At 73.9% G+C, this 25,773-nt stretch carries 24 protein-coding genes and 1 pseudogene; 10 read left to right on the forward strand and 15 right to left on the reverse strand.

Features of this window, described 5'->3' with window-relative positions; translation table 11 throughout:
* Window positions 1–250: 250 nt before the first annotated feature.
* Window positions 251–655 carry a cupin domain-containing protein gene (locus C3489_RS27910; RefSeq protein WP_258054981.1) on the forward strand — a complete coding sequence of 135 codons (405 nt, stop codon included), beginning with the start codon at window positions 251–253 and terminating at the stop codon, window positions 653–655.
* Window positions 656–682: 27 nt separating this feature from the next.
* On the opposite strand, the gene C3489_RS27915 is transcribed toward C3489_RS27910, so the two are convergent.
* Window positions 683–1,429, reverse strand: coding sequence for a cyclopropane-fatty-acyl-phospholipid synthase family protein (locus tag C3489_RS27915; RefSeq protein WP_103784851.1), 747 nt, complete (start codon window positions 1,427–1,429; stop codon window positions 683–685).
* A gap of 127 nt (window positions 1,430–1,556) precedes the next feature.
* Between C3489_RS27915 and C3489_RS27920 the strand changes: the two genes are divergently transcribed.
* Window positions 1,557–2,234, forward strand: a complete 678-nt coding sequence (locus tag C3489_RS27920; protein WP_181139882.1) for an adenosylcobinamide amidohydrolase — start codon at window positions 1,557–1,559, stop codon at window positions 2,232–2,234.
* Window positions 2,235–2,392: 158 nt separating this feature from the next.
* On the opposite strand, the gene C3489_RS27925 is transcribed toward C3489_RS27920, so the two are convergent.
* The 3 genes from C3489_RS27925 to C3489_RS27935 all read right to left on the reverse strand — a co-directional run bounded on the left by C3489_RS27925 (window position 2,393) and on the right by C3489_RS27935 (window position 4,700).
* Window positions 2,393–3,256: an oxygenase MpaB family protein gene (locus C3489_RS27925; RefSeq protein WP_103784889.1), complete on the reverse strand. Its 864-nt coding sequence runs from the start codon at window positions 3,254–3,256 to the stop codon at window positions 2,393–2,395.
* A gap of 71 nt (window positions 3,257–3,327) precedes the next feature.
* A complete protein-coding gene (locus tag C3489_RS27930; RefSeq protein ID WP_103784852.1) occupies window positions 3,328–3,645 on the reverse strand; it encodes a hypothetical protein in 318 nt (105 codons plus the stop codon).
* An 80-nt stretch (window positions 3,646–3,725) separates the two neighbouring features.
* Window positions 3,726–4,700 carry a hypothetical protein gene (locus C3489_RS27935; RefSeq protein WP_103784853.1) on the reverse strand — a complete coding sequence of 325 codons (975 nt, stop codon included), beginning with the start codon at window positions 4,698–4,700 and terminating at the stop codon, window positions 3,726–3,728.
* Between the two features lie 192 nt (window positions 4,701–4,892).
* On the opposite strand from C3489_RS27935, the gene C3489_RS27940 reads away from it, so the two are divergent.
* Window positions 4,893–5,165, forward strand: a complete 273-nt coding sequence (locus tag C3489_RS27940; RefSeq protein WP_103784854.1) for a heavy-metal-associated domain-containing protein — start codon at window positions 4,893–4,895, stop codon at window positions 5,163–5,165.
* A gap of 91 nt (window positions 5,166–5,256) precedes the next feature.
* Entirely contained in the window at window positions 5,257–7,524 is a 2,268-nt protein-coding gene (locus C3489_RS27945; protein ID WP_103784855.1) for a cation-translocating P-type ATPase, read from the forward strand.
* A gap of 51 nt (window positions 7,525–7,575) precedes the next feature.
* On the opposite strand, the gene C3489_RS38835 is transcribed toward C3489_RS27945, so the two are convergent.
* The 3 genes from C3489_RS38835 to C3489_RS27955 form a co-directional block, all read right to left on the reverse strand.
* On the reverse strand, window positions 7,576–7,746 hold the full coding sequence (locus tag C3489_RS38835; RefSeq protein ID WP_181139883.1) for a hypothetical protein: 171 nt from the start codon (window positions 7,744–7,746) through the stop codon (window positions 7,576–7,578).
* A 37-nt stretch (window positions 7,747–7,783) separates the two neighbouring features.
* Window positions 7,784–8,137, reverse strand: a complete 354-nt coding sequence (locus C3489_RS27950; protein ID WP_103784856.1) for a hypothetical protein — start codon at window positions 8,135–8,137, stop codon at window positions 7,784–7,786.
* A 112-nt stretch (window positions 8,138–8,249) separates the two neighbouring features.
* Window positions 8,250–9,215 (reverse strand): urea transporter, encoded by a 966-nt coding sequence (locus C3489_RS27955; RefSeq protein ID WP_103784857.1) that lies wholly within the window; start codon window positions 9,213–9,215, stop codon window positions 8,250–8,252.
* Window positions 9,216–9,362: 147 nt separating this feature from the next.
* Here C3489_RS27955 and C3489_RS27960 point away from each other — a divergent pair, with 147 nt between their 5' ends.
* Window positions 9,363–10,559: a cytochrome P450 gene (locus C3489_RS27960; RefSeq protein ID WP_103784858.1), complete on the forward strand. Its 1,197-nt coding sequence runs from the start codon at window positions 9,363–9,365 to the stop codon at window positions 10,557–10,559.
* An 84-nt stretch (window positions 10,560–10,643) separates the two neighbouring features.
* Here the strand turns inward: C3489_RS27960 and C3489_RS27965 are convergent, their stop codons facing one another.
* The gene (locus tag C3489_RS27965) at window positions 10,644–11,438 is read right to left on the reverse strand and encodes a VOC family protein (RefSeq protein WP_103784859.1); all 795 of its coding nucleotides are present in this window, start codon (window positions 11,436–11,438) and stop codon (window positions 10,644–10,646) included.
* 148 nt (window positions 11,439–11,586) lie between these two features.
* On the opposite strand from C3489_RS27965, the gene C3489_RS27970 reads away from it, so the two are divergent.
* Window positions 11,587–12,303 carry an SDR family oxidoreductase gene (locus C3489_RS27970; protein WP_103784860.1) on the forward strand — a complete coding sequence of 239 codons (717 nt, stop codon included), beginning with the start codon at window positions 11,587–11,589 and terminating at the stop codon, window positions 12,301–12,303.
* A gap of 54 nt (window positions 12,304–12,357) precedes the next feature.
* Here C3489_RS27970 and C3489_RS27975 read toward each other — a convergent pair whose 3' ends face one another.
* Complete coding sequence (locus tag C3489_RS27975; protein ID WP_103784861.1) at window positions 12,358–12,843, reverse strand: flavin reductase family protein; 486 nt, start codon at window positions 12,841–12,843, stop codon at window positions 12,358–12,360.
* A gap of 83 nt (window positions 12,844–12,926) precedes the next feature.
* Window positions 12,927–13,667: a helix-turn-helix transcriptional regulator gene (locus C3489_RS27980; protein ID WP_103784862.1), complete on the reverse strand. Its 741-nt coding sequence runs from the start codon at window positions 13,665–13,667 to the stop codon at window positions 12,927–12,929.
* 54 nt (window positions 13,668–13,721) lie between these two features.
* Here C3489_RS27980 and C3489_RS27985 point away from each other — a divergent pair.
* Together C3489_RS27985 and C3489_RS27990 are read left to right on the forward strand one after the other, a co-directional pair.
* Window positions 13,722–14,910 (forward strand): annotated as a pseudogene (locus tag C3489_RS27985) (MFS transporter).
* A gap of 37 nt (window positions 14,911–14,947) precedes the next feature.
* The gene (locus C3489_RS27990; protein WP_103784863.1) at window positions 14,948–15,796 is read left to right on the forward strand and encodes an aldo/keto reductase; all 849 of its coding nucleotides are present in this window, start codon (window positions 14,948–14,950) and stop codon (window positions 15,794–15,796) included.
* A 7-nt stretch (window positions 15,797–15,803) separates the two neighbouring features.
* Here C3489_RS27990 and C3489_RS27995 read toward each other — a convergent pair whose 3' ends face one another.
* The 3 genes from C3489_RS27995 to C3489_RS28010 all read right to left on the reverse strand — a co-directional run bounded on the left by C3489_RS27995 (window position 15,804) and on the right by C3489_RS28010 (window position 21,977).
* On the reverse strand, window positions 15,804–18,617 hold the full coding sequence (locus tag C3489_RS27995; RefSeq protein ID WP_181139884.1) for a SpoIIE family protein phosphatase: 2,814 nt from the start codon (window positions 18,615–18,617) through the stop codon (window positions 15,804–15,806).
* A 93-nt stretch (window positions 18,618–18,710) separates the two neighbouring features.
* Complete coding sequence (locus tag C3489_RS28005; RefSeq protein ID WP_103784865.1) at window positions 18,711–20,144, reverse strand: PLP-dependent aminotransferase family protein; 1,434 nt, start codon at window positions 20,142–20,144, stop codon at window positions 18,711–18,713.
* A gap of 75 nt (window positions 20,145–20,219) precedes the next feature.
* Entirely contained in the window at window positions 20,220–21,977 is a 1,758-nt protein-coding gene (locus tag C3489_RS28010) for an MOSC domain-containing protein (RefSeq protein WP_181139885.1), read from the reverse strand.
* A 182-nt stretch (window positions 21,978–22,159) separates the two neighbouring features.
* Between C3489_RS28010 and C3489_RS28015 the strand changes: the two genes are divergently transcribed.
* Complete coding sequence (locus C3489_RS28015) at window positions 22,160–23,341, forward strand: PP2C family protein-serine/threonine phosphatase (RefSeq protein WP_103784867.1); 1,182 nt, start codon at window positions 22,160–22,162, stop codon at window positions 23,339–23,341.
* A gap of 7 nt (window positions 23,342–23,348) precedes the next feature.
* Here C3489_RS28015 and C3489_RS28020 read toward each other — a convergent pair whose 3' ends face one another.
* Together C3489_RS28020 and C3489_RS28025 are read right to left on the reverse strand one after the other, a co-directional pair.
* The gene (locus tag C3489_RS28020) at window positions 23,349–24,167 is read right to left on the reverse strand and encodes a DUF4344 domain-containing metallopeptidase (protein ID WP_103784868.1); all 819 of its coding nucleotides are present in this window, start codon (window positions 24,165–24,167) and stop codon (window positions 23,349–23,351) included.
* A 79-nt stretch (window positions 24,168–24,246) separates the two neighbouring features.
* Complete coding sequence (locus C3489_RS28025) at window positions 24,247–24,546, reverse strand: hypothetical protein (protein WP_103784869.1); 300 nt, start codon at window positions 24,544–24,546, stop codon at window positions 24,247–24,249.
* A 338-nt stretch (window positions 24,547–24,884) separates the two neighbouring features.
* Between C3489_RS28025 and C3489_RS28030 the strand changes: the two genes are divergently transcribed.
* Window positions 24,885–25,751, forward strand: coding sequence for an SGNH/GDSL hydrolase family protein (locus C3489_RS28030; protein WP_103784870.1), 867 nt, complete (start codon window positions 24,885–24,887; stop codon window positions 25,749–25,751).
* Window positions 25,752–25,773: the final 22 nt, after the last annotated feature.

Genomic DNA, 25,773 nt, shown 5'->3' on the forward strand with positions numbered 1-25,773 from the left:
CCAGGGCGCCGGACACGACCACACCGATCAGGATGCGATGGGTCCGGGTCAGCTGTGCCGGGCCGCTCCCGGCCGGTCGAGGTGTATGGCTGCTTCCCGCCGTCACGTGCCGCTCCCCCGTGTGAACCTCGGAAATGATCAGCCCTCACACTCTCATGGGGGCGCCGCCGTCCGTGACCCGCCGCCTGGCTGGTGGCGCAAGATGGGGCGCGAGGAACACCTGCGAACTGTCGAGGAAGGAGCAGCACCCATGGGTGAGACGGAGGAGGCCGCGGGTCATCGGCGGCAGCCGCCCGTGCCGCGGTCGCTGTGCGACGTGAGGGCTCTCGCCGTCCCCGGTGCCGCGCCGGGCGTGACCTGGAAGCTCGCGGAGTCGGGGCGGCAGCTGGACGCCAACGTGGTCCATCTGCCGCCCGGCGAACGCGTGGACACCCATGTCGAACCGGACCTGGACGTGCTGCTCCTGGTGGTCGCGGGCGAGGGCACCGTCAGCAGCGGCGGCACCGAGGAGCGGGTCGGCGAGGGCACCCTGGTGTGGCTGCCCCGGGGCAGCAGCCGCAGTCTGGCCGCGGGGAGCGACGGGCTGCACTATCTGACGGTTCATCAGCGGCGGCCGGGCATGTGGATCGGCCGCCGCCCGGACGCGTCACCGTGAGTGCCGTGAGCATGCCCTGGCGGACTGTCAGGCAAGGTCCGTCGGTGTCGGCCGCAGGACCAGCGTGACGAAGCCGAAGGCGTCCCGGTAGCCGCGCAGCCACTCGGCGCGGTGGACGCCGGCCGCCTCAAGGGCCTGGGCACTGCCGGGCTCCCCGGGGTGGTCCAGGGCCCAGGCGGCCAGGGATCCGGTCCAGGCCCATTCGTAGGCGTCGAGTTCGCCGCGCGTGCTGATGTGCCCGTGGACCGGGGTCCAGCCGTCGGCGAGGACCCGGTCGACGAAGGTCGGCAGGTCGTCGAGGTCGCCGAGCATCTCGACGGCGTCGGGGCCGGGCTCGCGCTCCCAGAAGCCGTCGCCGAGCAGGACGCGTCCGCCGGGCGCCAGGTGCTTGCGCGCGGCGGCGAGGGTGGCGAGCGGGCCGCCGAAGGCATGGGTGGCGCCGACGCTGACGACGAGGTCGAAGGTGTGCGGCGCGGTGAAGTCCGCGGCGTCCTGCTGGTGCAGGACGAGTCGGTCCTCGACGCCGAGGGCGTTCGCCCGCTCGCGGGCGTGGGCCAGCGCGCGCGGGGAGACGTCGACGCCCTCGGCGCGCAGTCGCGGATGCGCGGCGAGGGCCCGCAGCAGCCACTCCGCGCCTCCGCAGCCGAGATCGAGTATCCGGGCGTCGGGACGCGGGATGCCCCTGTCCAGCAGCCGGCGTACCGCGTCGTCGTCGAGCGGGGCCGCGATCGGGTGGTCCGCGTGGGCCAGTCGGGAGATGTGTTCGCGATTCACCGGCGGAGCCTGTCACGCGCCGCGCCGGCGCGCATGCGGTTTTCGCACCCACGCGCTCCTCGCCGCCACGTGATGACGACTGCCCGTACGATCACCTGGTCCCGCGTTGCCCGAGGAGTCCCACCGCGTGAGTGTCACCGTCCCGCCGCCCCGTCCCGTGCACGGTCTGCTTGCCGTGCGGCAGCTGACCCGCCGGGAGGACGGGGAGCGGCTGCACGCCCTGCTGTGGCGGGCGGGTCCCGGCTGGCGGATGATCAGCAGCGCCGTGCTCGGCGGCGGCGTCGGGGAGCGGCGCTGGGTCCTCAACGCCCAGGTGTCCCACGGCTACCGGCGCACCGATCCCGACCGGCACCTCGCCGCGCTGGCCCGGCAGGCCGGTGTGCGGGGGCCGGGCGTGGGGCTGATGACGGCCGCCGACGTCTCCCGGCACGGTCGGGCCCGGGACGGCGGGGTGGAGGCGGTCGCCACCGCCGGGCTGGGGGTGCGGGGCTGGGCGGCCTCCCCCGCCGAGGGCGCGACCGTGCCGGCACCCCCGGGCACGGTCAACATCGTGGTGGCGCTGCCGGTCGCGCTCACCGACGCCGCCCTGGTCAACGCGGTGGCCACGGCCACCGAGGCCAAGGTGCAGGCGCTGCTCGACGCCGGATACGACTGCTCCGGCACACCCACCGACGCCGTGTGCGTCGCCGCGCGCACACCCCGGACCGGCGAGGAGCTCCACGCGTTCGCGGGCCCACGGTCCGCGTGGGGAGCACGCCTGGCCCGAGCCGTCCACACGGCAGTACTCACCGCGGCCGACCGCTGAGGGCCAGGCGGGCAGACCGTACGCCCGCCACGCCGCCCGCAACGCGCACAGCCCTACGCCGCTCCTTCACAGCCGGTGGAATCGGTCCTGAGCCACCCTGACCCGGCCGGCTGTCCCTCAGCTACGGGCGAATCGCCCATGCGCGGTACAGGGGACGGCTATGCGGGTCCGCCCTGGGAGCGCACCGGGTGCATGGCCCAGCGGATGGTGCGGGTCAGGGCCTCGCCCGCGGGCCGTACCGTGAGGTCCTCGACGAGGGGCAGCCTGGGCAGCCACAGCATGGAGCGGGCCCATGGCGGCAGCAGCGCCACGGCGTTGGCGGCGAGCCCGGCGTACAGGGGGCGGACGGCGAGCGGCAGCGGTGGCTGCAGCAGCAGGAAGCGTGCCGCGGTCCGGGCCTCGGACGTGGCCCGCAACTCGGGCCGGTAGGCGTCCAGTACGGCGGCCAGCTGGGCGCGGTCGCGGGGCGGGTTGGTCACGCCGAGCGCCTCGGCGACGCGTGCGGTGTCGGCGACGTAGGCGTCGTATCCGGCGGCGTCCAACGGGTGCGCGCCGAAGCGCTGGTGGGCACGCAGGAAGCTGTCCGTCTCGGCGGCGTGCACCCAGCCCAGCAGGTGCGGGTCGGCGGCGTGGTAGGGCTCCCCGTCGGGGGTGGTGCCGCGGATTCTGTCGTGGATGGCGCGGACGTGGTCGACGGCCCGCTGGGCGTCGGCGGCGGTGCCGTAGGTGGTGACGGCCAGGAAGGTGCTGGTGCGCTGGAGGCGGCCCCAGGGGTCGCCGCGGTAGCCGGAGTGGGCGGCCACGGCCGCCATGGCGCGCGGGTGCAGGGACTGCAGCAGCAGGGCGCTCAGGCCGCCGATGAACATCGAGGCGTCGCCGTGCACGGTGCGGATGGGGCGGTCGGGGGCGAACCAGCGCGGGCCGGGGGTGTGGTGGATGCGGGCGCGGTTGCCCGGCCCTTCCGGTCCGGCCACCCGGCGGAACAGGGCCTGTCCCAGCCGGCTCCGCAGCTGCGTCAGCACGGTCACCTCCCGCGGTGCGTTCAGTGTCCGGCATGCCCGCGGGCCGGGTCCAGTCTCCGGCCGGGGGGCGGTCAGGCCGCCGCGCGGGTCCGGGCGCCGGCGGCCGCGGGCCGCACACGGTAGGTCGTCTTGGCGGGGTCGACGAGCGGTTCGCCGAGGATGATCCGTCCGGCGCGGTGCAGGGTGTCGCAGGCGTCGGTGGGCAGGGCCACGTAGGCGCTGCCGGTGCCGCCGCGTCCGTCGAGCGACCGCCAGTAGCCGTACCGGCGGCGGCCGCCCGCGTGCACGGTCAGGAAGACGGCCGTGGCGGGGTCGGATATCAGACGCAGGAGATCGGCGACGGCGGGGCCGACGGGGGCGAGGGACCGGCTGCGGTACGACAGGATCATCCCCTGCCCTTTCCACGACGTTGATCAGTTATGCGCATCATGCAGCACACCACTGACAACGGTCCCGGCGGCGCGACGGCTCAGTGGGTGTGGCCGGGCGCCTCCTCCTTCGCGGAGGGCGCGGGGGCCTCCTTCGTGGAGGGCGTGGCGGCCGGACCGCCCGCGTGGACCGTGAAGGCCGCGGTGTGGACCTTGCCCTCGTGCCGGAAGTCGAGGAAGAGGCGGTAGGCACCCGGGCTCGGCGCCATGGCCGTGAAGGAGATCGCGGGTCCGGGCCGGGTCGTGCCGTCACCCGGCTCGCCGCCCGGGTGGACGTGGAGGTAGGCGAGGTCCCCGGCGCGCAGGGCGACCAGGTGGCCGTAGGCGCCGAGGTAGGGCTGGAGGTCGCGCACCGGCTTGCCGTCGCGGCTGACGGTGAGGGTGAGTTCGCTGTCCCGGCCGGGGGTGAGGGTGCCGGCGAGCCGTACCCGGTAGCCGTCGACCGTGGCGGTGGTGCCGGTCTCGGGCAGTCCGGCCGCCCGGTAGGGGCCGGAGGCGGCGAGGTCGGCGCCGAGGGTGAGGGCGTCGCCGCCCGTCGGCTTGAAGTCGGCGAAGACCCGGTAGCCGCCGGCCCTGGGCAGGTCGAGCGGGGTGGACCAGGTGCCGTCGGCGGCGCGCACGGGGTGCAGGTGGCGGAAGACGGTGAGGTCGCGTGAGGCGACGATCAGGTGCAGCTCCTTGTCGTGCTGGCGCTGGTAGGCGGTGACGTTGCGGCCGGTGCCGTCCTGGACGACGGCGAAGCGCAGGTCGGTGGTGCGGCCGGCTTCCACGCGCGGGGTCTTCAGGTCGAGCGTGTAGCCGTCGCGGGAGATCTCCAGGCCTCCGGGCGGTGTCTCCTCGCGACCGCCGCCGGTCCCGGCGTGGGCGTCTCCGTGTCCGGCGGTGTGTCGTTCGCCGTGGGCGCTGGTGCTCGCCGCGGGGGACACCGGGTCGATGACGGTGCCCACGCCATAGGCGGTGCCGAAGGTCGCGGCGAGCGCGGCGGCGAAGACGGTGATCCGTGCACCGGTGTTCATGGCCAACTCCTCCTCCCGGCCGTCTCGGTCGAGCGGCCGACAGACCTCAAGGTACCCCTGGGGGGTATGAAGTCAAGTCGAGGGAGGGCTTGCTCGGCGGTACCCGCCAGGGGTATACATAGATCGTTCGCCCGATACCCCCTGGGGGTATCTGACGGGCAACGAAGTCCGCCACGCCCTCACGGAGGAACCATGTCCAACTGCTGTACGCCGGACGGAAGCTGCCACACCACGTCGGAGATCCGGACCACCTACAAGGTCGGCGGAGTGGGCAGCGCGCACTGCCAGGGCGTCGTCGCCGAGGCGGTGGGCGGCCTGGAGCAGGTGGCCGCCGTCGAGGTCGAGATCGGCACCGGTCTGGTCACGGTGACCACCTCCGCCGAGCCCGACGAGTCGCTCGACGCCCTGATCGCCAGGACCGTCGACGAGGCCGGCTACGACTTCGCCGGCCGCGTGCCCGTCTGAGACACGCACCGGGCGGGGCCGCGCGCCCGGCGCCGGCCCCGCTCCCGTTCCCCTGTCGCACCACCGCATCCGTGAGCTGCGAGGAGCAGAGATGACCACCACCACGCCCGGCGCCGCCGAGGTCGAACTCGCCATCGGCGGCATGACCTGCGCCTCGTGCGCCGCCCGGATCGAGAAGAAGCTCAACCGCATGGACGGGGTCGAGGCCACCGTCAACTACGCCACCGAGAAGGCGAAGGTCACCTTCCGCGAGGACGTGAGCGTCGCCGACCTGATCGCCACGGTCGAGGCCACGGGATACACCGCCCAGGAGCCCCGGCGGGAGACCACGGGCCCCGGTGCCGGCACTCAGGGCGAGGCGCCGGGCGAGCACGACGAACTGCGTCCGCTGCGGCAGCGGTTGACCGCGGCCGTCGCCCTGGCGGTGCCGGTCATCGCGCCGGCGATGGTCCCGGCGCTGCAGTTCGAGTACTGGCAGTGGCTGTCGCTCACCCTGGCCGCACCGGTGGTCACCTACGCCGCCTGGCCCTTCCACAAGGCGGCCTTCACCAATGCCCGGCACGGCGCGGCCACCATGGACACGCTGATCTCGGTCGGTACGACGGCGGCGTTCCTGTGGTCGCTGTGGGCGCTGTTCTTCGGCACCGCCGGCACCCCCGGCATGACCCATCCCTTCACGTTCACCATCGCCCGCACCGACGGCGCCGGGAACATCTATCTGGAGGCGGCGGCCGGCGTCACCGCCTTCATCCTGGCCGGCCGGTACTTCGAGGCCCGCTCCAAGCGCAAGGCCGGCGCGGCGCTCAAGGCCCTGCTGGAGCTGGGCGCCAAGGAGGTCACCGTCCTGCGCGGCGGCCGGGAGGAACTCGTCCCCGTCGGCGAACTGAGGGCCGGCGACCGGTTCCTGGTGCGGCCCGGCGAGAAGATCGCCACGGACGGAGTCGTCGTCGAGGGGTCGTCCGCGGTGGACGCCTCCATGCTCACCGGCGAGTCGGTGCCGGTCGAGGTCGGCGCGGGGGACGCGGTCACCGGAGCCACGCTGAACGCGGGCGGGCGGCTCGTGGTCGAGGCCACGCGGGTCGGCGCCGACACCCAGCTCGCGCGGATGGCCAGGCTGGTGGAGGACGCGCAGAACGGCAAGGCCGCCGCCCAGCGGCTCGCCGACCGGATCTCCGGCGTCTTCGTGCCGGTCGTGATCGCCCTGGCGCTCGGCACCCTCGGCTTCTGGCTCGGCAACGGAGCCGGGCTCGGTGCCGCCTTCACCGCGGCGGTCGCCGTCCTCATCATCGCCTGCCCCTGCGCCCTGGGCCTGGCCACGCCGACCGCGCTGATGGTCGGTACCGGACGCGGCGCCCAGCTCGGCATCCTCATCAAGGGGCCGGAGGTGCTGGAGAGCACCCGCAAGGTCGACACCATCGTCCTGGACAAGACCGGCACCGTCACCACCGGCAAGATGACCCTGCTCGCCGTGCACACCGCCGACGGCACGCACGAGACGGATGTCCTGCGCCTGGCCGGCGCCCTGGAGCACTCCTCCGAGCACCCCGTCGCCCAGGCCGTGGCGGCCGGTGCGGCAGCCCGGGTCGGCACCCTGCCCGCCCCGGAGGACTTCGCCAGCATCCCCGGCCTGGGCGTCCAGGGAATCGTCGACGGACACGCCGTCCTCGTCGGCCGCGAGCAGCTGCTGACCGAGTGGGCGATGTCCCTGCCCGAGGACCTGCGGCGGGCCAAGGCCGAGGCCGAGGCGGCGGGCCGTACGGCCATCGCGGTCGCCTGGGACGGCGAGGCCCGCGCGGTTGTGGGGGTCGCCGACGCCGTGAAGGACACCAGCGCGGAGGCGATCCGGCGGCTGCGCGCCCTCGGCCTGACCCCGATGCTGCTGACCGGCGACAACAGGGCCGTCGCCGAGGCCGTGGCCGCGGAGGTGGGCATCGCGCCCGAGCACGTGATCGCCGAGGTCCTGCCGCAGGACAAGGTCGACGTCGTCAAGCGGCTGCAGGGTGAGGGGCGTGCGGTCGCCATGGTCGGCGACGGGGTCAACGACGCCGCCGCCCTCGCCCAGGCCGACCTGGGGCTCGCCATGGGCACGGGCACGGACGCCGCGATCGAGGCCGGCGACCTGACCCTGGTGCGCGGCGACCTGCGGATCGCGGCGGACGCGATCCGGCTGTCCCGCAGGACACTGGGCACCATCAGGTCCAACCTGTTCTGGGCCTTCGCCTACAACGTGGCCGCTCTGCCGCTGGCCGCCGCGGGACTGCTCAACCCGATGATCGCGGGTGCGGCCATGGCCTTCTCGTCGGTCTTCGTGGTCGGCAACAGCCTGCGCCTGCGCGGCTTCCGGCCCGCCGACCGCTGAGGCCGGCCGAGGCCCCCCCGCCCCGGCCTGACAGGCGTCCCGGTCCGTCTGTCAGGCCGGGGACGCCTGCCGCTGGGCCGCGTACTGCCCGCCCAGCAGTTCCGCCGCCCGGTGCTGCGTGTGCTCGGCGGCCTTCTGCGCCTCCGCCACGACGTCGCCCCGCTCCCGCAGCAGGGTCTCGTAGATCGGTGGATGGCCGCTTTCCACGGTGCCGTACGTCATCGCACTGCTCCTTTCCACTGGGGAATTCCAGATTTCCTCAGGCCCGGGTGAGCCGGGCGGCGATCCCGTGGCCGATCAGCAAATAAATGATGGCCGGCAGGCCATAATTGAGGACGACGCGTAGGCCATCTGTGTCCATCGTGAAAATGTCCTGCGCCCATCCGGAGAGCCAGTCGGCCGCGCCGTGCACGAATTCGACGAAAGCGTTGCCCTCGTTGGCGCCGAGGAGGTGGAGCACCACCCACAGGACGAGCAGACCGGCCGCCACGTCGGCGATCGTGCAGATCGTGAGGGCCGCGCGACGTGCGGTGTCGTGGCTGCGCGGGGCGCCGCCGGGCGGCGGCGGCTGGTCGTGGACGGGGTATCCGGAAAGCGGGTCGGTGCTGTTCACAGGGGAATCCGATCTGATGCGATGCCGGGGCCGTGCCCCATTTCCTCCTTCTTCTGCGTCCCGTAATCACCACTGCGTTACACCCCGCCGTCAAGGCGCCACATTTCCCGGCCTATTCGGGCACGTGCCCCCATGTCGGCATCCGCGGCACCGCGGTGAGCCGCGGGAAGGAACGGGCGGCCGCCAGGAATGCGAGCGTGGTCAGCACGAACGGCCAGGTGAACGCGTGACCCCCGGCCGGGGCGAACAGGGCGGCCACGGCGGGTGTCACGGCGGTCGCGGTCGCCGCGCCGAGCAGGGCGTACAGCAGGGTGCGCCAGCTCGCCGCGAGGAACACCCCGCACAGGGCCGACGCGGCGAGCACCGCGCTGTACCCGGCCGTCCCGTCCGCGATCCGCGCGGCCGGCAGACCGAGGGCCCAGGCGGTCAGCACGCCCGTCGCACTGCCGGCGCAGACGACGAGTCCGGCGACCCGGCTCACCAGGAAGACGCCCGCGAGCAGCAGCGCCCCGGCGAACCACTCGTCGAGGAAGAAGACCTGCGACACATTGCGGAAGAAGCCCTGCCACAGCTCACCGGGCCGCAGGGCGGTCGGTCCCGAGGCGGCGCGCGGGAACGCGGCCAGGGTGTCTCCGTGCGGCCAGATCCGCCGGAAGGCGGGTGCGGCGAGGGTGACCGCGCTCGCCAGGAGACAGAACGGCGCGGTCAGCGGCGGCAGCTGCCACACCCGCAGCAGCCGGGCCACCGCGGCCGTGACGACGGTGACGACGACACAGCCCGCGGCGGCCACCAGCGCCGTGGACAGCCGGCCCGCGCCGAGGAACACCGCACAGCACAGCGAGAACAGGCAGGAGTTGAAGCCTTCGAGGCCGGCCTCGACCCGCTCGCGCGCCACGCCGAGCAGACGCGCGCCGGCGGCCCCCAGCGCCGCCCCGCCGAGCCCGTATGCGCCATAGCGCCAGTCGGCCGCGGCCAGCGCCACGCAGAAGACGGCCCCCGCCCACGCGCTGCGCAGGAACATGACCTGACCCACCCCGCGCAGCGACTGCACGCCCCGCGCTCTCGACAGTGTCGACATTTTTCATTTTTCCGCTTCGTGGAATTAATTTTCCTCCATACGATACAGAACGTCCGGGCCTGGGGGCAGGTGGCCGACGGCGCACTGGGCCCGCGCGGCCCCAACGGCGAAGATGGGGGCCTGACTTCTTCCGTGAGGTGGTGGCCCGTGAGCATCGTCGATCTCGCCGCACTGGGTGAGTCCTTCACCCGCGACCCGTATCCGGTGTACGCGCGGCTGCGGGAACAGGGCCCCGTCCACCGCATCCGGATGCCCGAGGGAGGCGCCCTGGCCTGGCTCGTCGTCGGTTACGAGGCCGGGCGCGCGACACTCGCCGACCCCAGGCTGTCCAAGGACTGGAGCAAGGCGTCCCCCTCGCTGCCGATCGGGGCCGTCTCCTCCGGAATGCACATGCTCAGGGCCGACCCGCCGGACCACACGCGCCTGCGCAAGCTGGTGGCCCGCGAGTTCACCCCGCGCCGGGTGGAGGAACTCGCCCCGCGCATCCAGAAGACCACCGACGAGCTGCTGGACCGGATGCTCGCCGCGCCCGGCGGACGTGCCGACCTGGTCGAGGCGCTGTCCTTCCCGCTGCCGATCTCCGTGATCTGCGAGCTCCTCGGCGTGCCGGACCTGGACCGGGAGTCCTTCCGCACCTGGTCGAACGACGCGCTCGGCGCCGTGGACCCGCAGGTGCGCAAGGCGGCGGCCGCATCGATGGCCCGCTATCTGGCCGAGCTGGTCGAGGGCAAGCGGCAGCGCTCCGGCAGCGACCTGCTGAGCGCGCTGATCCACAGTTCCGACGACGACGGCGACCGGCTGTCGCACGACGAACTGATCGGCATGGCCTGGCTGTTGCTCGTCGCGGGCCACGAGACCACCGTGAACCTGATCTCCAACGGTGTCCTCGCCCTGCTCACGCACCCTGAGCAACTGGCGGCGCTGAGGGCGGACCTGGGCCTCATCGACGACGCGGTCGAGGAGATGCTGCGCTACGACGGTCCGGTGGAGACGCCCACCTACCGCTTCACCGTGGACCCGGTGACGATCGGCGACACGCTCGTGCCCGGAGGCGGCGAACTGGTGCTGGTCGCCATGGCCGACGCCAACCGCGATCCCGGGCGCTTCGAGAACGCCGACCGCTTCGACATCTCCCGGGACGCCCGCGGCCATGTGGCCTTCGGTCACGGCATCCACTACTGCCTGGGGGCGCCGCTGGCCCGGCTGGAGGCACGCGTCGCGATCAGGACCCTGCTGGAGCGCTGCCCCGACCTGGCCCTGGACATCCATCCGGCGGCGATCACCTGGCGCCCGGGCATGCTGATCCGGGGCCCGCGGAGCCTGCCCGTGCGGTTCGGGGGCTAACCGGGGCGGGGGCCTCCCGGCGGCCGGGTCGGCGGGCCACGCGCACCCGCGGCCGGCCGGGGGTGCGCGTACCGTGCCTCCGGATCAGCGGGGGGCGGGGGTGAGCAGTACGAAGTCCGCCTTCGACGGGTCCAGGCAGACGGCGAGTCTGCCGACGCCCTCGACGTCCGCCGGCGGCATCTGCACGCTGCCGCCGCCGTCGGTGACCTTGGCGACCGCGGCGTCGCAGTCGACGACGTCGAAGACGGGGTGCCAGTACGGGCGGCCGCCCGCCAGGGCGAGGTCCTGCGGACGTACCTGCATCAGACCGCCCTGCATACGCTCCTCCGGGAGCCCGGCCGGGGTGATGAGGGTGTACGTGCCGCCCCCGCCGCCGGGCATCTCCATGTCGCCGTACTGCCAGCCGAAGACGCTGCCGTAGAACTCCTTCGCGGCGGCGGCGTCGCTCGTGTAGAGCTCCGTCCAGGACAACGAGCCCGGGGCGTCGGTCAGTTCGAAGCCGGCGTTGCGCCCGGGCTGCCACACGGCGAACTGGCCGCCCAGCGGGTCGCTGTACTGCGCCATGCTGCCCCACTCGCCGAGGTCCCGCGGGGCGACGCGCACCGTGCCGCCGGCCCGCTCCACGGCCTGCGTCGTGGCGTTCGCGTCGTCGACGCAGAAGTAGATCATCCAGGCCGACCGGGCGCCCTCCTCGGTCAGCTTGCCGAGCCCCGCGACGGTCTTGCCGTCCTTGCGCAGCGTCCCGCCCTCCATGTCGCCGCCCATCGGCTCGAACTCCCACCCGAGCACCGCGCCGTAGAAGGCCGCGGCGGCCTTGACGTCCGGAGCGCCGAGGTCGATCCAGCAGGGCGAGCCGGGGACGAGGTCAGTGGTGATCACGGCGGTTCCCTTCGGTAGTTCCTCTGCGACCCAGAGTGACACCCGCCACTGACAATCGCTCGCCGAGGCGCCCCGGCGAGCAACCGTGCCCGGACCGGCGGTGGCATGATCGACTCGGTCTGTCGGACGAGCGGAGGGATCTGGTCGTATGTCGGGAAGGACCGTGCTGATCACCGGCGCGTCGAAGGGCATCGGGCTGGCCACGGCGCACCGTCTCGCCGGACGCGGGGACCTGGTGCTGGGCATCGCCCGGTCCCGCCCGGACGGGGACTTCCCGGGCGTGCTGTACCGGTGCGACCTCGCCGACGAGGAGCGAACGGGGCAGGTGCTGGCGGACATCGCCGCCGAGCACCGGGTGGACGCGGTCGTCAACAACGTCGGCATCGCCTTGCCCGAGCCGCTGGGTGAGGTCCGACTGGAGAGCCTGCGGTCGGTGTTCGACCTGAACGTCCGCGCCGCCGTGCAGGTCACGCAGGCGTTCGTCGGCGGCATGCGGGAGCGCGGCTGGGGCCGGATCGTGAACGTGACCAGCCGCTCGGTGTTCGGGGCGCGGCGGCGCAGCAGCTACGCGGCGGCGAAGAGCGCACTGGTGGGGCTGACCCGGACCTGGGCCCTGGAGCTGGCCGGCGACGGGGTGACGGTGAACGCGGTCGCGCCGGGCCCGGTGGAGACGGAGCTGTTCCGCGAGTCGCACCCGGTCGGCAGCGAGGAGGAGGCCCGGGTGGTGCGGTCGCTGCCCGTGGGCCGGGTCGGCCGGCCGGAGGAGGTGGCCGCCGCCATCGCGTTCCTCCTCGGCGAGGACGCCGGCTTCGTCACCGGCCAGATGCTGAACGTGGACGGCGGCGGCAGCATCCCGGGCCGGTGAACGGCCAGGACCGCTGAAGGGGCACCGGAAGCGGGACCGGGCTCCCCGGCCGGTTCAGCCCGCCGGATGCCCCGGGTCGATGTCCAGGGTGTCGCGCAGGCGCAGCAGCGGGGCCTGCGTGTCGCGGGTGCCCCAGCGCTCGGGTTCCAGGACGAAGCAGACGTGGTCGCCGCCGTCGAGCTGCCCGCACACCGTGCCCACGAACCAGGCGGCGGCGTCCTGGAGCACGACCGCGTCCTCGCCCTCGTGGCGCCAGCGCGCCCGCGCGAACTTGTCGACCCGGTCGCCGGTCTCCCCGCCGAACAGGGCGGCCAGTTCGTGCTGGTCGCGGGTGAGCAGGTGGACGGTGAGCCGGTCGGCGGCGCGGGCGACGCCGTAGGTGTGGTTGGCCTTGGACAGCCACACCGCGTACCGCACCGGCCGGATGGAGCACTGCGCGGAGAAGCCGACCAGGCATCCCGAGCGTTCCTCGCCCGAGGCGGCGGTGACCACGCACATCTCGGGGTTCAGCCGGTCCATGAACGCGTCGGCGTCCGTCATGTCCCTCACTCCCTCCCTGGCGGCCGCTGGGCCGCACGGCACGTCACGGGGCCGCTGAGCCGCACGGCACCCCAACGGCCACCCTACGGGTGGTGGCGGCCCGGGGTGTGGCCGAAGGTGCGCCGGAAGACGTCGATGAACGCGCTGGCGGACGACCAGCCGCAGCGGTGCGCCACCGTCGTCACTGGCGTGTCCTCGGCCAGCAGTACCAGCGCGTGGTGGAGCCGGACCTGGGTGCGCCACTGCGGGAAGGTCATGCCGAGTTCGCCGCGGAAGAGGCGGGAGAGCGTGCGTTCACCGGCTCCGACCTCGCGGCCGAGTTCGGCGAGGCTCCGGCCGTCGGACGGATCGGCGCGCAGCAGTGCGCACACGGCCCGCAGCCGGGGTTCGGCCGGCATGGGCAGGTGCAGCGGCTGCTGGGGCGCGGCCCGCACCTGGTCGAGCAGGACGGCCAGCAGGCGCCGGCGCTCGGGTGTGTCGGCGGCGGGGGCCCGGGTGCAGGCGATGATCAGCTCGCGCAGCAGCGGGCTGACGCTGAGCACGGTCGGGGTGTTCAGGCCGAGCGGGTTGTGGCGGGTGGGCAGACCGAGCAGGTGCAGTTCGAGGTCGCCGTGGGCCTGGTGGGCGTGCACGGTGCCGGCCGGGATCCACAGCGCCCGGGTGGCGGGGGCGATCCAGGAGCCCGCGTCGGTGGTGACCGCCACGACCCCGCGCCCCGCGTAGGCGATCTGGTGGTCCTCGTGCCGGTGGGCGTCGATCTCTGCGCCGGGGGCCAGGCGCTGGGTGCGGGTCGGCGCGATGGGGGTGTGGCGGATCTCCGTCATCGGTTGGCAGATTATCGGAAGTGCGACACGGGGCGCGGCGCCGAGCATGGGCGGGTGCGAAGGAATGCATCGATCACGCTGTTGTCCGTCGGCCACGCCTGTGTCGACGTCTATCAGGGGGCCGTCGCCTCCCTGGTCCCGTTCTTCGTCGCCGAGCGCGCCTACGGCTATGCCGCGGTCTCCGGGATCGTGCTCGCCGCCTCGCTGCTGTCGTCGGTGGCCCAGCCGGTGTTTCGGGCTGCTCACCGACCGCCGGCCGCTGCCCTGGCTGCTGCCGTGCAGCACACTGCTCGGCGGCCTGGGCGTCGCGCTCAGCGGGCTCGGCGGGTCCTACACCGTGACGCTGGCGTTCGTGGCGCTGTCCGGGGTGGGGGTCGCCGCCTACCACCCGGAGTCCGCCCGTGTCGCCCGGCTCGCCTCCCGGGGCAGCCACAGCGCGATGGCCTGGTTCTCGCTGGGCGGCAACCTGGGCTTCGCCACCGCTCCCCTGCTGGTCACGGCCGTCGTCGCGCCCGGGGGTCTGCGCTGGACGCCTCTGCTGGCCGTGCCGGCCGTCGCCGGTGGCCTGCTCTGCCTGCCCGTGCTGCGTGCCCTGCGGCGCGGACGGTCCGGCGCGGCCGGTGCGGCGGTGACGGGCGGCCGGGACGACACCGCCTCCTTCGTGAAGCTGTCGTTCGTGGTGGTGTGCCGGTCGGTGGTCTTCACCGGTCTGAGCACCTTCGTGGCGCTGCACGTCGAGCAGCGCACGCACGGCGGTACCGCGGCGGGCACGGCCGCGCTGTTCGTGCTGTATCTGGGCGGTGCGGTGGGGTCGGTGCTCGGCGGGAGTCTCGCCGGACGCTGGGGCCGGGTCACCGTGTCCCGGTGGTCGTACCTGCTCTGCGTCGGCGCGGTCGCGGGCGTGGTCCTGGCGAGCGGTCCGGCCCTGTTCCTGTTCGTCGCGCTGGCCTCGATCGGTCTGTACGTGCCGTTCTCGCTCCAGGTCACGCTCGGTCAGGACTATCTGCCGAGCCGGATCGGCACCGCGAGCGGCATCACCCTCGGGCTGACGGTCAGCGTCGGCGGACTGGCGAGCCCGCTGATCGGCATCCTCGCCGACGCGACCTCGCTGCGCACCGCGCTGACGCCGCTGGTCCTGATGCCCGCGCTGAGCTGGCTGCTGCTGCGGACCCTGCCGGAACCGGCCCCGGTGGCGGTCTCCACATGGAGCACGGACCGGGAGACGACGGCCTCCGGCGGGTAACCGTGCAGCGAACCAGTGCCGAGAGTGGGGACCCCGCATGCAGACCGTCACCCTGAACAACGGCGTCGAGATGCCGATCCTCGGCTTCGGCGTGTACCAGATCCCGCCCGAGCAGACCGAGCGGGCCGTCAGCGACGCCCTCGCCGCCGGCTACCGGTCCCTGGACACCGCTGCCGCCTACGGCAACGAGGAGGCCGTCGGCCGGGCGATCCGCGCCGGCGGCATCCCGCGCGAGGAGCTGTTCGTCACCACCAAGCTGTGGGTGTCCGACGCCGGCGAGGACAGGGCCCGGCGCGCGTTCGAGACCTCGCTTCGCAAACTGGGCCTGGACCGGGTCGACCTGTATCTGATCCACCAGCCGTACGGCGACGTCTACGGCTCCTGGCGGGCCATGGAGCGGCTGCACCGGGAGGGCCTGGCGCGGGCCATCGGCGTGTCCAACTTCTACCCGGACCGCCTGGTCGACCTCATCGACCACAACGAGGTCACCCCCGCGGTGAACCAGATCGAGACGCATCCGTTCTTCCAGCGCACGGCGTACCAGGAGCTGATGCGCGAGCGCGGGGTGCAGATCGAGTCGTGGGGGCCGTTCGCCGAGGGCCGCAACAACCTGTTCACCCATCCCGAGCTGACCCGGATCGCCGAGGCGCACGGCAGGTCGGTGGCGCAGGTCGTGCTGCGCTGGCTGATCCAGCGGGGCGTCGTCGTGATCCCCAAGTCGGTGCGGGCCGAGCGGATGGCGCAGAACATCGACGTGTTCGACTTCGAGCTGAGCGCGGACGACATGGCGGCCGTGGCCGCCCTGGACACCGGTGCCTCCGTGTTCTTCGACCACCGCGACCCGGCCATGGTCAGCCGGCTCGGGACCGTCACCCTGGACTCCTGAACGCTCCTCACCAGGCCATCTCGTCGATCAGCATCGTCGCGTCCGGCAGTGCCGAGCCGCCCAGCAGCTGCTCGGCCCAGATCACCTTGCCGTGCGCCGCGTAACGGGTGCCCCACCGCTCGGCGAACTGGGAGACCAGGAACAGACCGCGGCCTCCCTCGTCGGTGGTGGCGGCCCGGCGCAGCCGCGGTGAGGTGTTGCTGCCGTCCGACACCTCGCACACCAGGCTGCGGCCCAGCAGCAGCCTCACGCCGACGGGAGGGGCGCCGTAGCGGATGGCGTTGGTGAGCAGCTCGCTGAGGATCAGCTCCGTGCTGAACGACTCCTCCTCAAGACCCCACTCCCCCAGCCGGCGGCTGACCTCCGCCCGGACGCGGGACACCTCGGTGACGTCGAACGGCACCTCCCAGGACGCCACCTTGGACGGGTCGAGCAGCCGGGTGCGGGCGACCAGCAGCGCCACGTCGTCACTGGGGTGCGCGGGCAGCATGGTCTCCATCAGCACCCTGCAGGTCTCCTCCGGTGTGCCGTCGGGGCGGGCCACGGCCGTGCGCAGCAGGGCGAGGCCCTCGTCGATGTCCCGTCCGCGGTCCTCGATCAGCCCGTCCGAGAACAGCACCAGCCTGCTGCCCTCGGCCAGCTCCAGCTCCCCGCACTCGAACGGGAACCCGCCGACGCCGAGCGGCGGCGACACCGGGATGTCCGGGAAGGTGACCCGGCCGTGCGGATCGACGACCGCCGGTGCCAGGTGCCCGGCGCGGGAGAGCGTGCACCGGCCGCCGACGGGGTCGTAGATGGCGTACAGGCAGGTGGCGCCGGTGAGCGGGGCGGGGCCGCCGTCGGAGGTCTCCGTCTGCGTGTCCAGCCGCGCCACCATCTCGTCGAGATGGCCGAGCAGTTCGTCCGGGGCCAGGTCCAGGGAGGAGAAGTTCAGCACGGCCGTGCGCAGCCGGCCCATGGTCACCGCCGCGTGCATCCCGTGCCCCACGATGTCGCCGACGACCAGCGCCACCCGGAACCCGGGCAGCGGGATGACGTCGAACCAGTCGCCGCCCACGCCGGACTGCGCCGGCAGATACCGCCAGGCCACCTCCAGCGCGTCCTGCTCGGGCAGGTCCCGGGGCAGCAGGCTGCGCTGCAGGGTCACGGCCATGGCGTGCTCACGCGAGTAGCGGCGGGCGTTGTCGATGGCCACCGCCGCGCGGGCCACCAGTTCCTCGGCGACCGCGACGTCCTCGTCCTCGAACGCCGGCGAGCCCTCGCCGCGCCAGAGGTTGACCATGCCGAGGACCACGCCGCGGGCCCGCAGCGGGACGGTGATCAGCGAATGGATGCCGTAGTCCAGGGCCCGCCGCGCACCTTCCGGGTCGTGCGCCCGCCAGTCCGTCGCGGTGTTGAGGTCCCGCACCAGGACGGCCCGGCCGCCGTGCAGCGCGGCGACCATCGGGGTGTCGGCCACCACGAACCGGATCAGATCCCCCACCGGCTGCAGCGGGTGACCGGTCTGCGACTCGCTCAGCGCGGTGCGCCGCATCTGCTTGACGGTGCCGCTGGGCTCCTCGCCGCGCAGCACCGAGTCGAGCAGCTCGACGGTGACGAAGTCCGCCATGCGCGGCACCGCGACCTCGGCGAGTTCCTCCGCGGTGCGCCGCATGTCCAGGGAGGTGCCGATGCGGACGCCGGCCTCGTACAGCAGCGTCAGCCGGCCGCGGGCCACCTCGGCCTGCCCGGACAGGGCGCGCAGCTCGGTGGTGTCGCGGAAGGTGGCCACCAGGCCCTGGACGCCGCCGTAGGGCGCGGTGAGCCGGGTGTTGACCGCCAGCAGCCGGTCCCCGGCCGGGACGACCTGGTCGGAGACGGCCTCCCCGGAGGTCAGGATGCGGGTCGGGCCCGGGCCGAGCCCGAGGTCGGTGACCTGCCGCAGATCGGCGTCCTCCGGCAGGTCGAGCAGCCTGCGCGCCTCGTCGTTGGCGAGCAGCACGCGTCCGTCGGCGCCGACGATCAGGACTCCTTCGCGTACGGCGTGCAGGACGGCGTCGTGGTGCTCGTACATCCGGGTCATCTCGGCCGGGCCGAGGCCGTGCGTCTGCCGGCGCAGCCGCCGTCCGACCAGGGCGGCTCCGCCGGTCGCGAGGGCCAGCGCCACCGCCGACGCGCCCAGCATCACCGGCACCTGCTGGTTCAGCACGTGCCCGAGGGTCTCCACCTGGATGCCGGCGCTGACCATGCCGACCACGCGCCGGCTGGCGTCCGTGACCGGGACGACGGCGCGCACCGCGTCGGACGGCTCGCCGTGGAAGGTCTCGGTGAACGCCTGTCCCGCGGCGGCCCGCTCGACGCCCTGCGCGCGCGTGCCGACCAGGGTGGGGTCGGTGTCGGTGAGCCGCACCCCGCGTTTGTCGAGGACGGTGATGAAGTCGACGCCGGATCCGTGGGTGGCCTGCTCGGTCGGCCCCTGCAGCAGCGCGGCCGGGTACGGGGAGCGCAGCGCGGCGGCGGTGCCGGGGGCGTGTGCGAAGGCCTCGGCCACGGCCATGGAGCGGTTCCTGGCGTTGCGCTCGCCGTCGTAGCGGCCCTGCACCACCAGGGCGGTGGCGGCCGCCACGACGAGCACCAGCATGATCAGCGCCTGGAGCAGGAAGACCTGGGTGGCGAACGTGCGCACGCTCAGCGACGGCGTGATGCGGTGGGACGGCGAGGGGCGGCCGGCGCGGCCGCTCTGCCCGGTCCGCTCCCGTGGACGCGGAGCGTCGCGCAGCCGCCGTGCCCCGTTCGGCGGCGGCGCGGCCCTCGCCCGGGACCAGCGCGACCGTCCGCCCATGTCCCCTTTCTAACACCCGGGCCGCACGGCGGGCGAACGGTGAAGGCCCGCCCGGGCATCCGGCCCGCCGCGCCGTCCCGGCGGCGACAGCGCTCACACCGGGGTGTTCGCCGCCCACGTCGGGCGGCCGCGGGCCAGCGCCGCGGTCAGGGTGCGCAGGGCGCCGGTGAGGGTGCCGACGTCGGGGGCGTTGCCGAGGCACAGCCGCACGGCGCGCGGCACGGGCTGGTCGGTGGCGCTGAAGTACCGGGTGGAGCCGAGGGTGATGCCCTGGCCTTCGGCGAGGGCGAGCACCTCGGACGCGGTCCAGGGCTGGGCCAGCTCCACCCAGGCGTGCAGGGCGTCGGAGCGGACGTGGCTGATCGCGGGCACGTCGGCCAGGAGGTTCTCGACGGCGCTGCGGCGGCGGCGCATCTCCTGGCGCTGCCAGTCGAGCAACCGGTCGGCGGTGCCGTCGTCGAGCCAGCGCAGGGCGACGGCGGTGGCGAGCGGGGCGGGGTTGAAGACAGTGGCGCGGATCAGCGCGCCGAGGCGGCCGGCCAGCTCGGGCGGCCCGGCGAGGAAGCCGCAGCGCAGTCCCGGGGCGAGGGTCTTGGAGAGGCTGGTGAGGAACAGGGTGCGTTCGGGGGCGAGCGCGGCGAGCGGGGGCAGGCCGGCGTGGTCGGAGAGCAGCCCGAAGACGTCGTCCTCGACGATGACCAGGTCGTGGCGGCGGGCGATGTCGGCGATCCGCTCCCGGCGGTCGAGCGGCAGGGTGGCGGCGGTCGGGTTGTGCGCCGTCGGCATGCAGTACAGGGCGCGAGCCGTCGGGGTGGCGGCGCAGGCCTCTTCCAGGGCCTCGGGGATCAGTCCCTCGCCGTCCATGGCGACGGCGGACATGCCGACGCCCAGCAGCTGGGCGGCGGACTTGGCGCCGGGGTAGGTGAGGGCCTCGGTCAGGAGGGTCTCGCCGGACCGCAGGCAGGCGCTGAACGCCACCAGCAGGGCGTGCTGGCTGCCGTGGCAGAGCGCCACCTGGTCGGGGCCGACGTCCAGTCCGCTGCGGGCCAGCCACCGGCACGCGCCGCGCCGGTGGTCGTGGCTGCCGATGTCGGACTCGTAGCCGAGCAGGGCGCCGAGGTCGGCGGTGCCGGCGAGCGCGGTGAGCGTGCGGCGCAGCAGTTCCTCGTGCCGGCCGCGCGCGGGCGCGTTGACCGCCATGTCGAGCCGGGCGGCCCCTGCGCTCGCCCCGGGGGCCGGGGTGTCGCGCAAGTGCGGGATGCCGGAGACGCCGGCGACGAAGGTGCCGCGTCCGACGGTGCTGGTGATCAGGCCCTGCTCCTCGGCCTCGCGGTAGGCGCGGCTGACCGTGGGGACGGCCACGCCCAGCTCACGGGCCAGTTCCCGGTGGGTGGGCAGGCGGTCGCCGGCCGCCAGGCGACCGGTGGTCACCGCGGTGGCGATCGCCTCGGCGATCCGGCGGTAGACCGGTCCGGTCGCCGTGTCGTCGTCCAGCAGTCGTGCGAACAGGCGGGGATCGGCCGCCATCGCTCTCCTCTTCTCGTCGGGCCCCGGGATACGGGGGCATGCCCGGTCCTCACGGGCCGGGCAGGACGGTGCGCCTCACAGGTCGATCATGACGCTGGTGGTGGGACGAGCACAGCACACCGGGACCTGGCCCGGCTCCACGGGGGCCGTCGGGTCGATCACATAGGCGACCTCGCCGTCGTCGAGGGTGGTCACGCATGTGCCGCACAGGCCGGTGCGGCAGGAGGCGTCGGGGCGCAGACCGGCCTGTTCGGCCAGGGCGAGCAGGCTGAAGGTGTTCTCCCGCCAGGGGACGGTCACCCCCGAGCGCGCGAAGGTCACCACCAGGGGCCGCCCGTCGGCGTCCCTCGCCACGGGACCGGCCTCGGCCGGCTCCTGGGCGCCCTCGGCCCCCTGCACGCCCGGCAGGGGCCGTGCGGCGCCGAAGAACTCGTGGTGCACCCGGTCGGCGGGAACGCCGCGCTCGGCCAGGCCGCCGACGATGTCCGCCATGAAGCCGGCCGGGCCGCAGACGTAGTAGTCGGCGTCGAGCGACGGAAGGACGCGCTCCAGGACGGCCGCCGTGAGCCGCCCGGTCTCGTCGAAGTCCGCTCCGGGGACGTCCTCGGGCCGCGGCCGGCTGAACAGCAGGTGAGTGCGGATGCCGTCCCGGGATGCCGCCAGCCGCCGCACGTACGGGCCGAAGGCGAGTTCGCGCGACGAGCGGGCCCCGTGGACGAAGTGGACCGTGCGCTCCTCCCGGGTGAGCTGGTCCAGCATCGCCAGCATCGGGGTGATGCCGATCCCCGCGCTGACCAGGACGACGGGCCGCTTACCCGGCGTCACGACGAACCGGCCGCGCGGCGCCCGCGCCCGCAGCACCGCGCCCACGGCGACCCGGTCGTGCAGATGCCCGGAGGCGACGCCCGCGGGGGCGTCCGGCGCGTCGGCCGGGGCGGCTTCGCGCTTGACGGCGATGCGGTAGCCGCCGCCGTCCTCGTCGCGTCCGGCCACGGTGTACGTCCGCACGACGGGCCGCGCGGCGCCGGGAACGTCGAGCGCCAGGGTGAGGAACTGTCCGGCCGCGAAGCCCGGCAGGCGCGTGCCGTCCGGGTCGGCCAGGTCGAAGGAGACGACGTCCGCGGCCTCCCGGCGCCGGGCCGTGACGACGAGGTCGCGCTCGCCGGACCACTCCTGCCCCTCGCCCCGGGCCCGGGCCAGCAGCCGCTCGGCCTTGGCGCGCAGCGCGGGGGGCAGCGCGGCGCAGTCCAGGACGCGGGTGAGGGCGCCGGCGTCCGGCCGCTCCCGGTGCAGGACACGGGCCAGTTCGGCGACGGACACCCCGTCCTGGCTCCGGTGCACGACCTCGATCTTGTCGCCCGCCCGGATGAGGCCGGGTTCCACCACGCGGCAGAAGAAGCCCACCCGTCCGCTGCTCAGATAGCGGGCGGGGATGTCCTCCTCGCCCAGCCGGACGGCCATCTTGCGGCAGGGGATGCGCGGCTGCGTCACCCGCAGCAGCACCTCGCCGATGCGCAGTTCGTCGCCGACCATGACCTCGTCGTCGGCGGGGCCGTCGACGGTCAGGTTCTCTCCGAAGGTGCCGGGCGCCAGGTCACGGCCGAGCTCGCTGCGCCACTCGTCGTAGTGACGCAGCTGGTAGCACAGCAGCGCGCGGTCCGGGTCGCCGACGTCGTCCACGTGGTCGTCCGCGACGAGTCCGTCCGCCTCGACCAGCGCGGCGCCCCGCGCGGGCCGCTTGTCGAAGCCGGTGACGATCGTCTCGCCCTGGACGGTCATCGGCTGCGCCTGGCCGAGGTTGACCGAGAGCAGCTCTCCGAAGATGTGGGTCATGATCAGGAAAGTAACAGTACAATTCTGAATCCCACAAGACATTGTGCATAGACATCTTCGACGGGAGGCGGCCGGCGGACTCCGCCCGCCAGACGGCCCTCCCGCGCTGCGCGGACCCCCGGGCGGTGTGAGACTGCTGAGCGGTGACGGCCCGTCGCAGACGCCGGACGAGGGGAGAACAGGTGGTGACGGCAGAGACCGCCGACGACCTGCTGGAGCAGTTCCTGGCCGACCCGGTCAACTCCACGCTCGACCTGGGCACCGCCGCCGCCCGCTGCACCAAGGCCCTCGGCCTGCAGCGCTCCGTGGTGTACCTCGCCGATCTCCAGCAGCGGCACCTGATCCCGCTCACCGATGTGACGTCCACGCTGCCCATCGACGGCTCGCTCGCCGGCTGGACGTACCGCACCCAGGCGCTGCGCGTGGAGGAGTCCGAGACCGGCGCGATCATCGCCTGGTTCCCGCTGCTCGACGGCGCCGAGCGGCTGGGCGTCCTGGCGGTCTACGTGCCCGCGCTCACCGCGGCCTCCCTGACCCGCGGCCGGGCGCTCGCCATGCTCCTGGCCATGATGATCACCTCACGGCGGGCGTACCAGGACTCCTTCGCCCGGCGCACCCGCACCGACCGGATGCAGCTGCCCTCGGAGATGCTGCGGGCCTTCCTGCCGCCGCGCACGATCGGCAACTCCCGGGCCGTCTCCACGGCCGTCCTGGAACCCGCCTACGAGATCGGCGGGGACGCCTTCGACCACGCGCTCAGCGACACGATGCTGCACGCCACCGTGCTGGACTCGCTGGGCCACAACCTCGCCTCCGGGCTGACCAGCGCCCTGGCGCTGTCGGCGTGCCGCAACGCCCGCCGCAGCGGGTTCGACCTGCCCGAGCTGGTCAACAGCGTCGACGGCGCGCTCGCCACCTGGCTGCCGGACCAGTTCTGCACCGCCATCGTGGCCCAGCTGGACCTGGCCACCGGGGTGCTGCGCTGGAGCAACTGCGGCCATCCCGCGCCGCTGCTCATCCGCGACCACCGGCTGCTCGTGGACGCCCTGGAGCGCGAGCCGGACCCGCCGCTGGGGCTGGCCCGCCTGCTGTCCACCCGGGACCGGCAGACGCACGAGATCGCCCTGCAGCCCGGCGACCGGGTGCTGATGTACACCGACGGCGTCACCGAGGCGCGCACCCACGACGGGGAACTGTTCGGCCTGCAGCGGTTCGCCGACTACGTCATCCGGGCCACCGCCTCCGGGGAGCTGGCGGCGGAGACGCTGAGACGGCTGATCCACTCGATCCTGGACGCACAGGCCAGCCGGCTGCGGGACGACGCGACGATCCTGATGTTCGAGTGGCAGCCGCCCACGGCGTGAGCCGGGTTCACAACGGACGCACGAGGTGCGGGCGCAGCAGCGCCTCCCAGCCCCGGCGGGCCTGCCGGTACTCGTCGGCGCAGGTCTCGGCCCGGTCCTCGGTCAGCCTGCGGCCGTCGACCAGGTCGCCGTGCCGGTCGGGCCGGGCGCCGTAGACGTAGCAGGCGTAGCCGGCGGCGCGCTGCCCGTCCAGACTGTGCTCGTCGAGCAGGTCGGCGTCCGTCGGCGGGGTCTCCTTGGCGCTCAGCGCGTACTCGCGGGCGGCGGTCAGGACCTTGTCCTCCCCCGCCCGGCCCTGACCGATCAGCATGACCGCGGCGAACTGGTCGGCGACGTCCTCCTCCCGCCCGGTGAACGGCAGTCGCAGGACGTCGAGCAGAGCGTGCGCGCTCTCGTGCAGCAGCGTCTCCTCGACGACGGCAGCCACGGCGGCGTCCCCGTCGTCCGCGCCGCCCGCGGTGAACCGGTCGCGCACGTCGCCGACCTGCTCGACGCACACGTCGATCCGGCGCGCGTCCGGGTCGTAGGCGGGGTCGGCGTCGCCGCAGCCGTGCACGGCGAAGGTGACGGACCGCGGCATCCGCACCCGGGCGTCGAGCCGCTCGGCGACCGTCTCCGGCACCCGGCCCGAGCGCAGGAACGCCAGGTCCGCCGCGAGGTCCGGCCCCACGGACCCGTAGCGCACCACGAAGCCGCCCTGCGCCGGCTGCCGCGCGGCGGCCGAGGGCGGACGGTCGCCGCCCGATGCCCCGTGCGTGCCGCACCCGCCCGTCGTCCCGGCCAGCACCGCCAGCAGCATCCAGCACCCGGCCCCACGGCGGCTCATCGCGTCCCTCTCCCGGTCGTCCCCGTTCCCCGCCCCCCAAGAGGGACCGGCGGCCGGGCCGGTTCCGTGGCCGGGCGGGTCAGCGGGCCAGCGCTCCGCCGCTGGGCCAGACGGTGATGGGCACATGCCCCCGCCTGCGTCCCTCGCCGTCCAGCAGATGTCCCAGCCGCCTGGCCGCGTGCAGGGTCAACTCCCGCCCGCTGACGCTCACTTCGGGGAAGCGGCGCACGATCTGCTCCTCCAGCGTCCGGGACTCCTCGGGCGTGTGCAGCCACGCCTGCAGCAGGAGGTTGGCGGAGCCGGTGGTGGCCGCGGACAGCCGGGTCTGCGGCAGCGCGGCCGGCGCCGCGCCGACCGGGTCGAGCCGGTCGGCGGGCACGCGAGGACCCGCGGGGCGCACGGGCGGGCGGGAGGCGGCGTGGGCGCCGGCGAGCAGGGAGCGCTGGCGCTCACCGAGTGCGCCGGTGGTCAGCGTTTCAAGAACTTCTGTCCAGCTTGTTGACTCGCTGTCTCACCGGCTGCACATTACCTATCGGTAGAACCGTGCAGTAACCCTGCGGGCGGTCCTCCCGGCCGTCGCCGTGCACCCCCCACGTCCATGACACGGCCGTAGGCACCTTCCTCTGCTCCAGCCGCACATTTCTCGCTCCCCTGCACGCCGCGCGGGCTTCGCCATGCCCGCGGCCGCGCGTGCGCCTCCCGAGAAAGAGAGAGCACATGCCGAAGCCCGCCCTGCGACATGTCATGGCCGCGACAGCCACCGCGGCGGCCCTGAGCTTCACCGCCGCCCCCGCCCACGCCACCCCCGCTCCGCTGAACTACGTGGCCCTCGGCGACAGTTACAGCGCCGGTTCCGGGGTCCTGCCCGTGGACCTCACGAACCTGCTGTGCCTGCGCTCCACGGCGAACTACCCGCACGTCATCGCCGACCGCACGGGCGCCCGCCTGACCGACGTGACCTGCGGCGGCGCCCAGACCAAGGACTTCAGCCAGGCCCAGTACCCGGGTACCGCCCCGCAGCTCGACGCCGTCGGCGCGGACACCGACCTGGTGACGCTGACGATCGGCGGCAACGACAACAACACCTTCATCAACGCCGTCGTCTCCTGCGGCACCGCCGGCGTCCTCAGCGGCGGCAAGGGCAGCCCCTGCAAGGACAAGTACGGCACGTCGTTCGACGACCAGATCGAGGCGAACACCTATCCGGCGCTCAAGGCCGCGCTGGCCGGGGTGCGCGCGAAGGCGCCCCACGCGCGCGTGGCGGCCCTGGGCTACCCCTGGATCGTCCCCGAGACGTACGACCCGTCCTGCTTCGTCAAACTCCCCCTCGCCGAGGGCGATGTGCCCTATCTGCGGGAGATCCAGTCCCACCTCAACGCCGTCGTGGCCCGCGCCGCCCGGGAGACCGGGGCCGCCTACGTCGACTTCGGCGAGGCGTCCGAGGGGCACGACGCCTGCCAGGCCCCCGGCACACGATGGATCGAGCCGCTGCTGTTCGGGCAGAACATCGTGCCGGTCCACCCCAACGCGCTCGGCGAACGCCGCATGGCCGAACACACGGTGAGCGAGCTCGGACTGGACTGATCCGGCGCCGGCACCCCGGGGC

This window comes from Streptomyces sp. Ru71, from assembly GCF_002920535.1.
Lineage (GTDB): Bacteria > Actinomycetota > Actinomycetes > Streptomycetales > Streptomycetaceae > Streptomyces.

Coding starts and splice junctions, on each gene's coding strand:
- C3489_RS27980 (WP_103784862.1), bottom strand. CDS start 13,667: ATGACGGAGATCCGCCACACCCCCATCGCGCCGACCCGCACCCAGCGC.
- C3489_RS27990 (WP_103784863.1), top strand. CDS start 14,948: ATGCAGACCGTCACCCTGAACAACGGCGTCGAGATGCCGATCCTCGGC.
- C3489_RS27945 (WP_103784855.1), top strand. CDS start 5,257: ATGACCACCACCACGCCCGGCGCCGCCGAGGTCGAACTCGCCATCGGC.
- C3489_RS38835 (WP_181139883.1), bottom strand. CDS start 7,746: ATGACGTACGGCACCGTGGAAAGCGGCCATCCACCGATCTACGAGACC.
- C3489_RS27975 (WP_103784861.1), bottom strand. CDS start 12,843: ATGACGGACGCCGACGCGTTCATGGACCGGCTGAACCCCGAGATGTGC.
- C3489_RS27940 (WP_103784854.1), top strand. CDS start 4,893: ATGTCCAACTGCTGTACGCCGGACGGAAGCTGCCACACCACGTCGGAG.
- C3489_RS27995 (WP_181139884.1), bottom strand. CDS start 18,617: ATGGGCGGACGGTCGCGCTGGTCCCGGGCGAGGGCCGCGCCGCCGCCG.
- C3489_RS27955 (WP_103784857.1), bottom strand. CDS start 9,215: ATGTCGACACTGTCGAGAGCGCGGGGCGTGCAGTCGCTGCGCGGGGTG.
- C3489_RS28010 (WP_181139885.1), bottom strand. CDS start 21,977: ATGACCCACATCTTCGGAGAGCTGCTCTCGGTCAACCTCGGCCAGGCG.
- C3489_RS27970 (WP_103784860.1), top strand. CDS start 11,587: ATGTCGGGAAGGACCGTGCTGATCACCGGCGCGTCGAAGGGCATCGGG.
- C3489_RS28030 (WP_103784870.1), top strand. CDS start 24,885: ATGCCGAAGCCCGCCCTGCGACATGTCATGGCCGCGACAGCCACCGCG.
- C3489_RS28020 (WP_103784868.1), bottom strand. CDS start 24,167: ATGAGCCGCCGTGGGGCCGGGTGCTGGATGCTGCTGGCGGTGCTGGCC.
- C3489_RS28005 (WP_103784865.1), bottom strand. CDS start 20,144: ATGGCGGCCGATCCCCGCCTGTTCGCACGACTGCTGGACGACGACACG.
- C3489_RS27930 (WP_103784852.1), bottom strand. CDS start 3,645: ATGATCCTGTCGTACCGCAGCCGGTCCCTCGCCCCCGTCGGCCCCGCC.
- C3489_RS27935 (WP_103784853.1), bottom strand. CDS start 4,700: ATGAACACCGGTGCACGGATCACCGTCTTCGCCGCCGCGCTCGCCGCG.
- C3489_RS27910 (WP_258054981.1), top strand. CDS start 251: ATGGGTGAGACGGAGGAGGCCGCGGGTCATCGGCGGCAGCCGCCCGTG.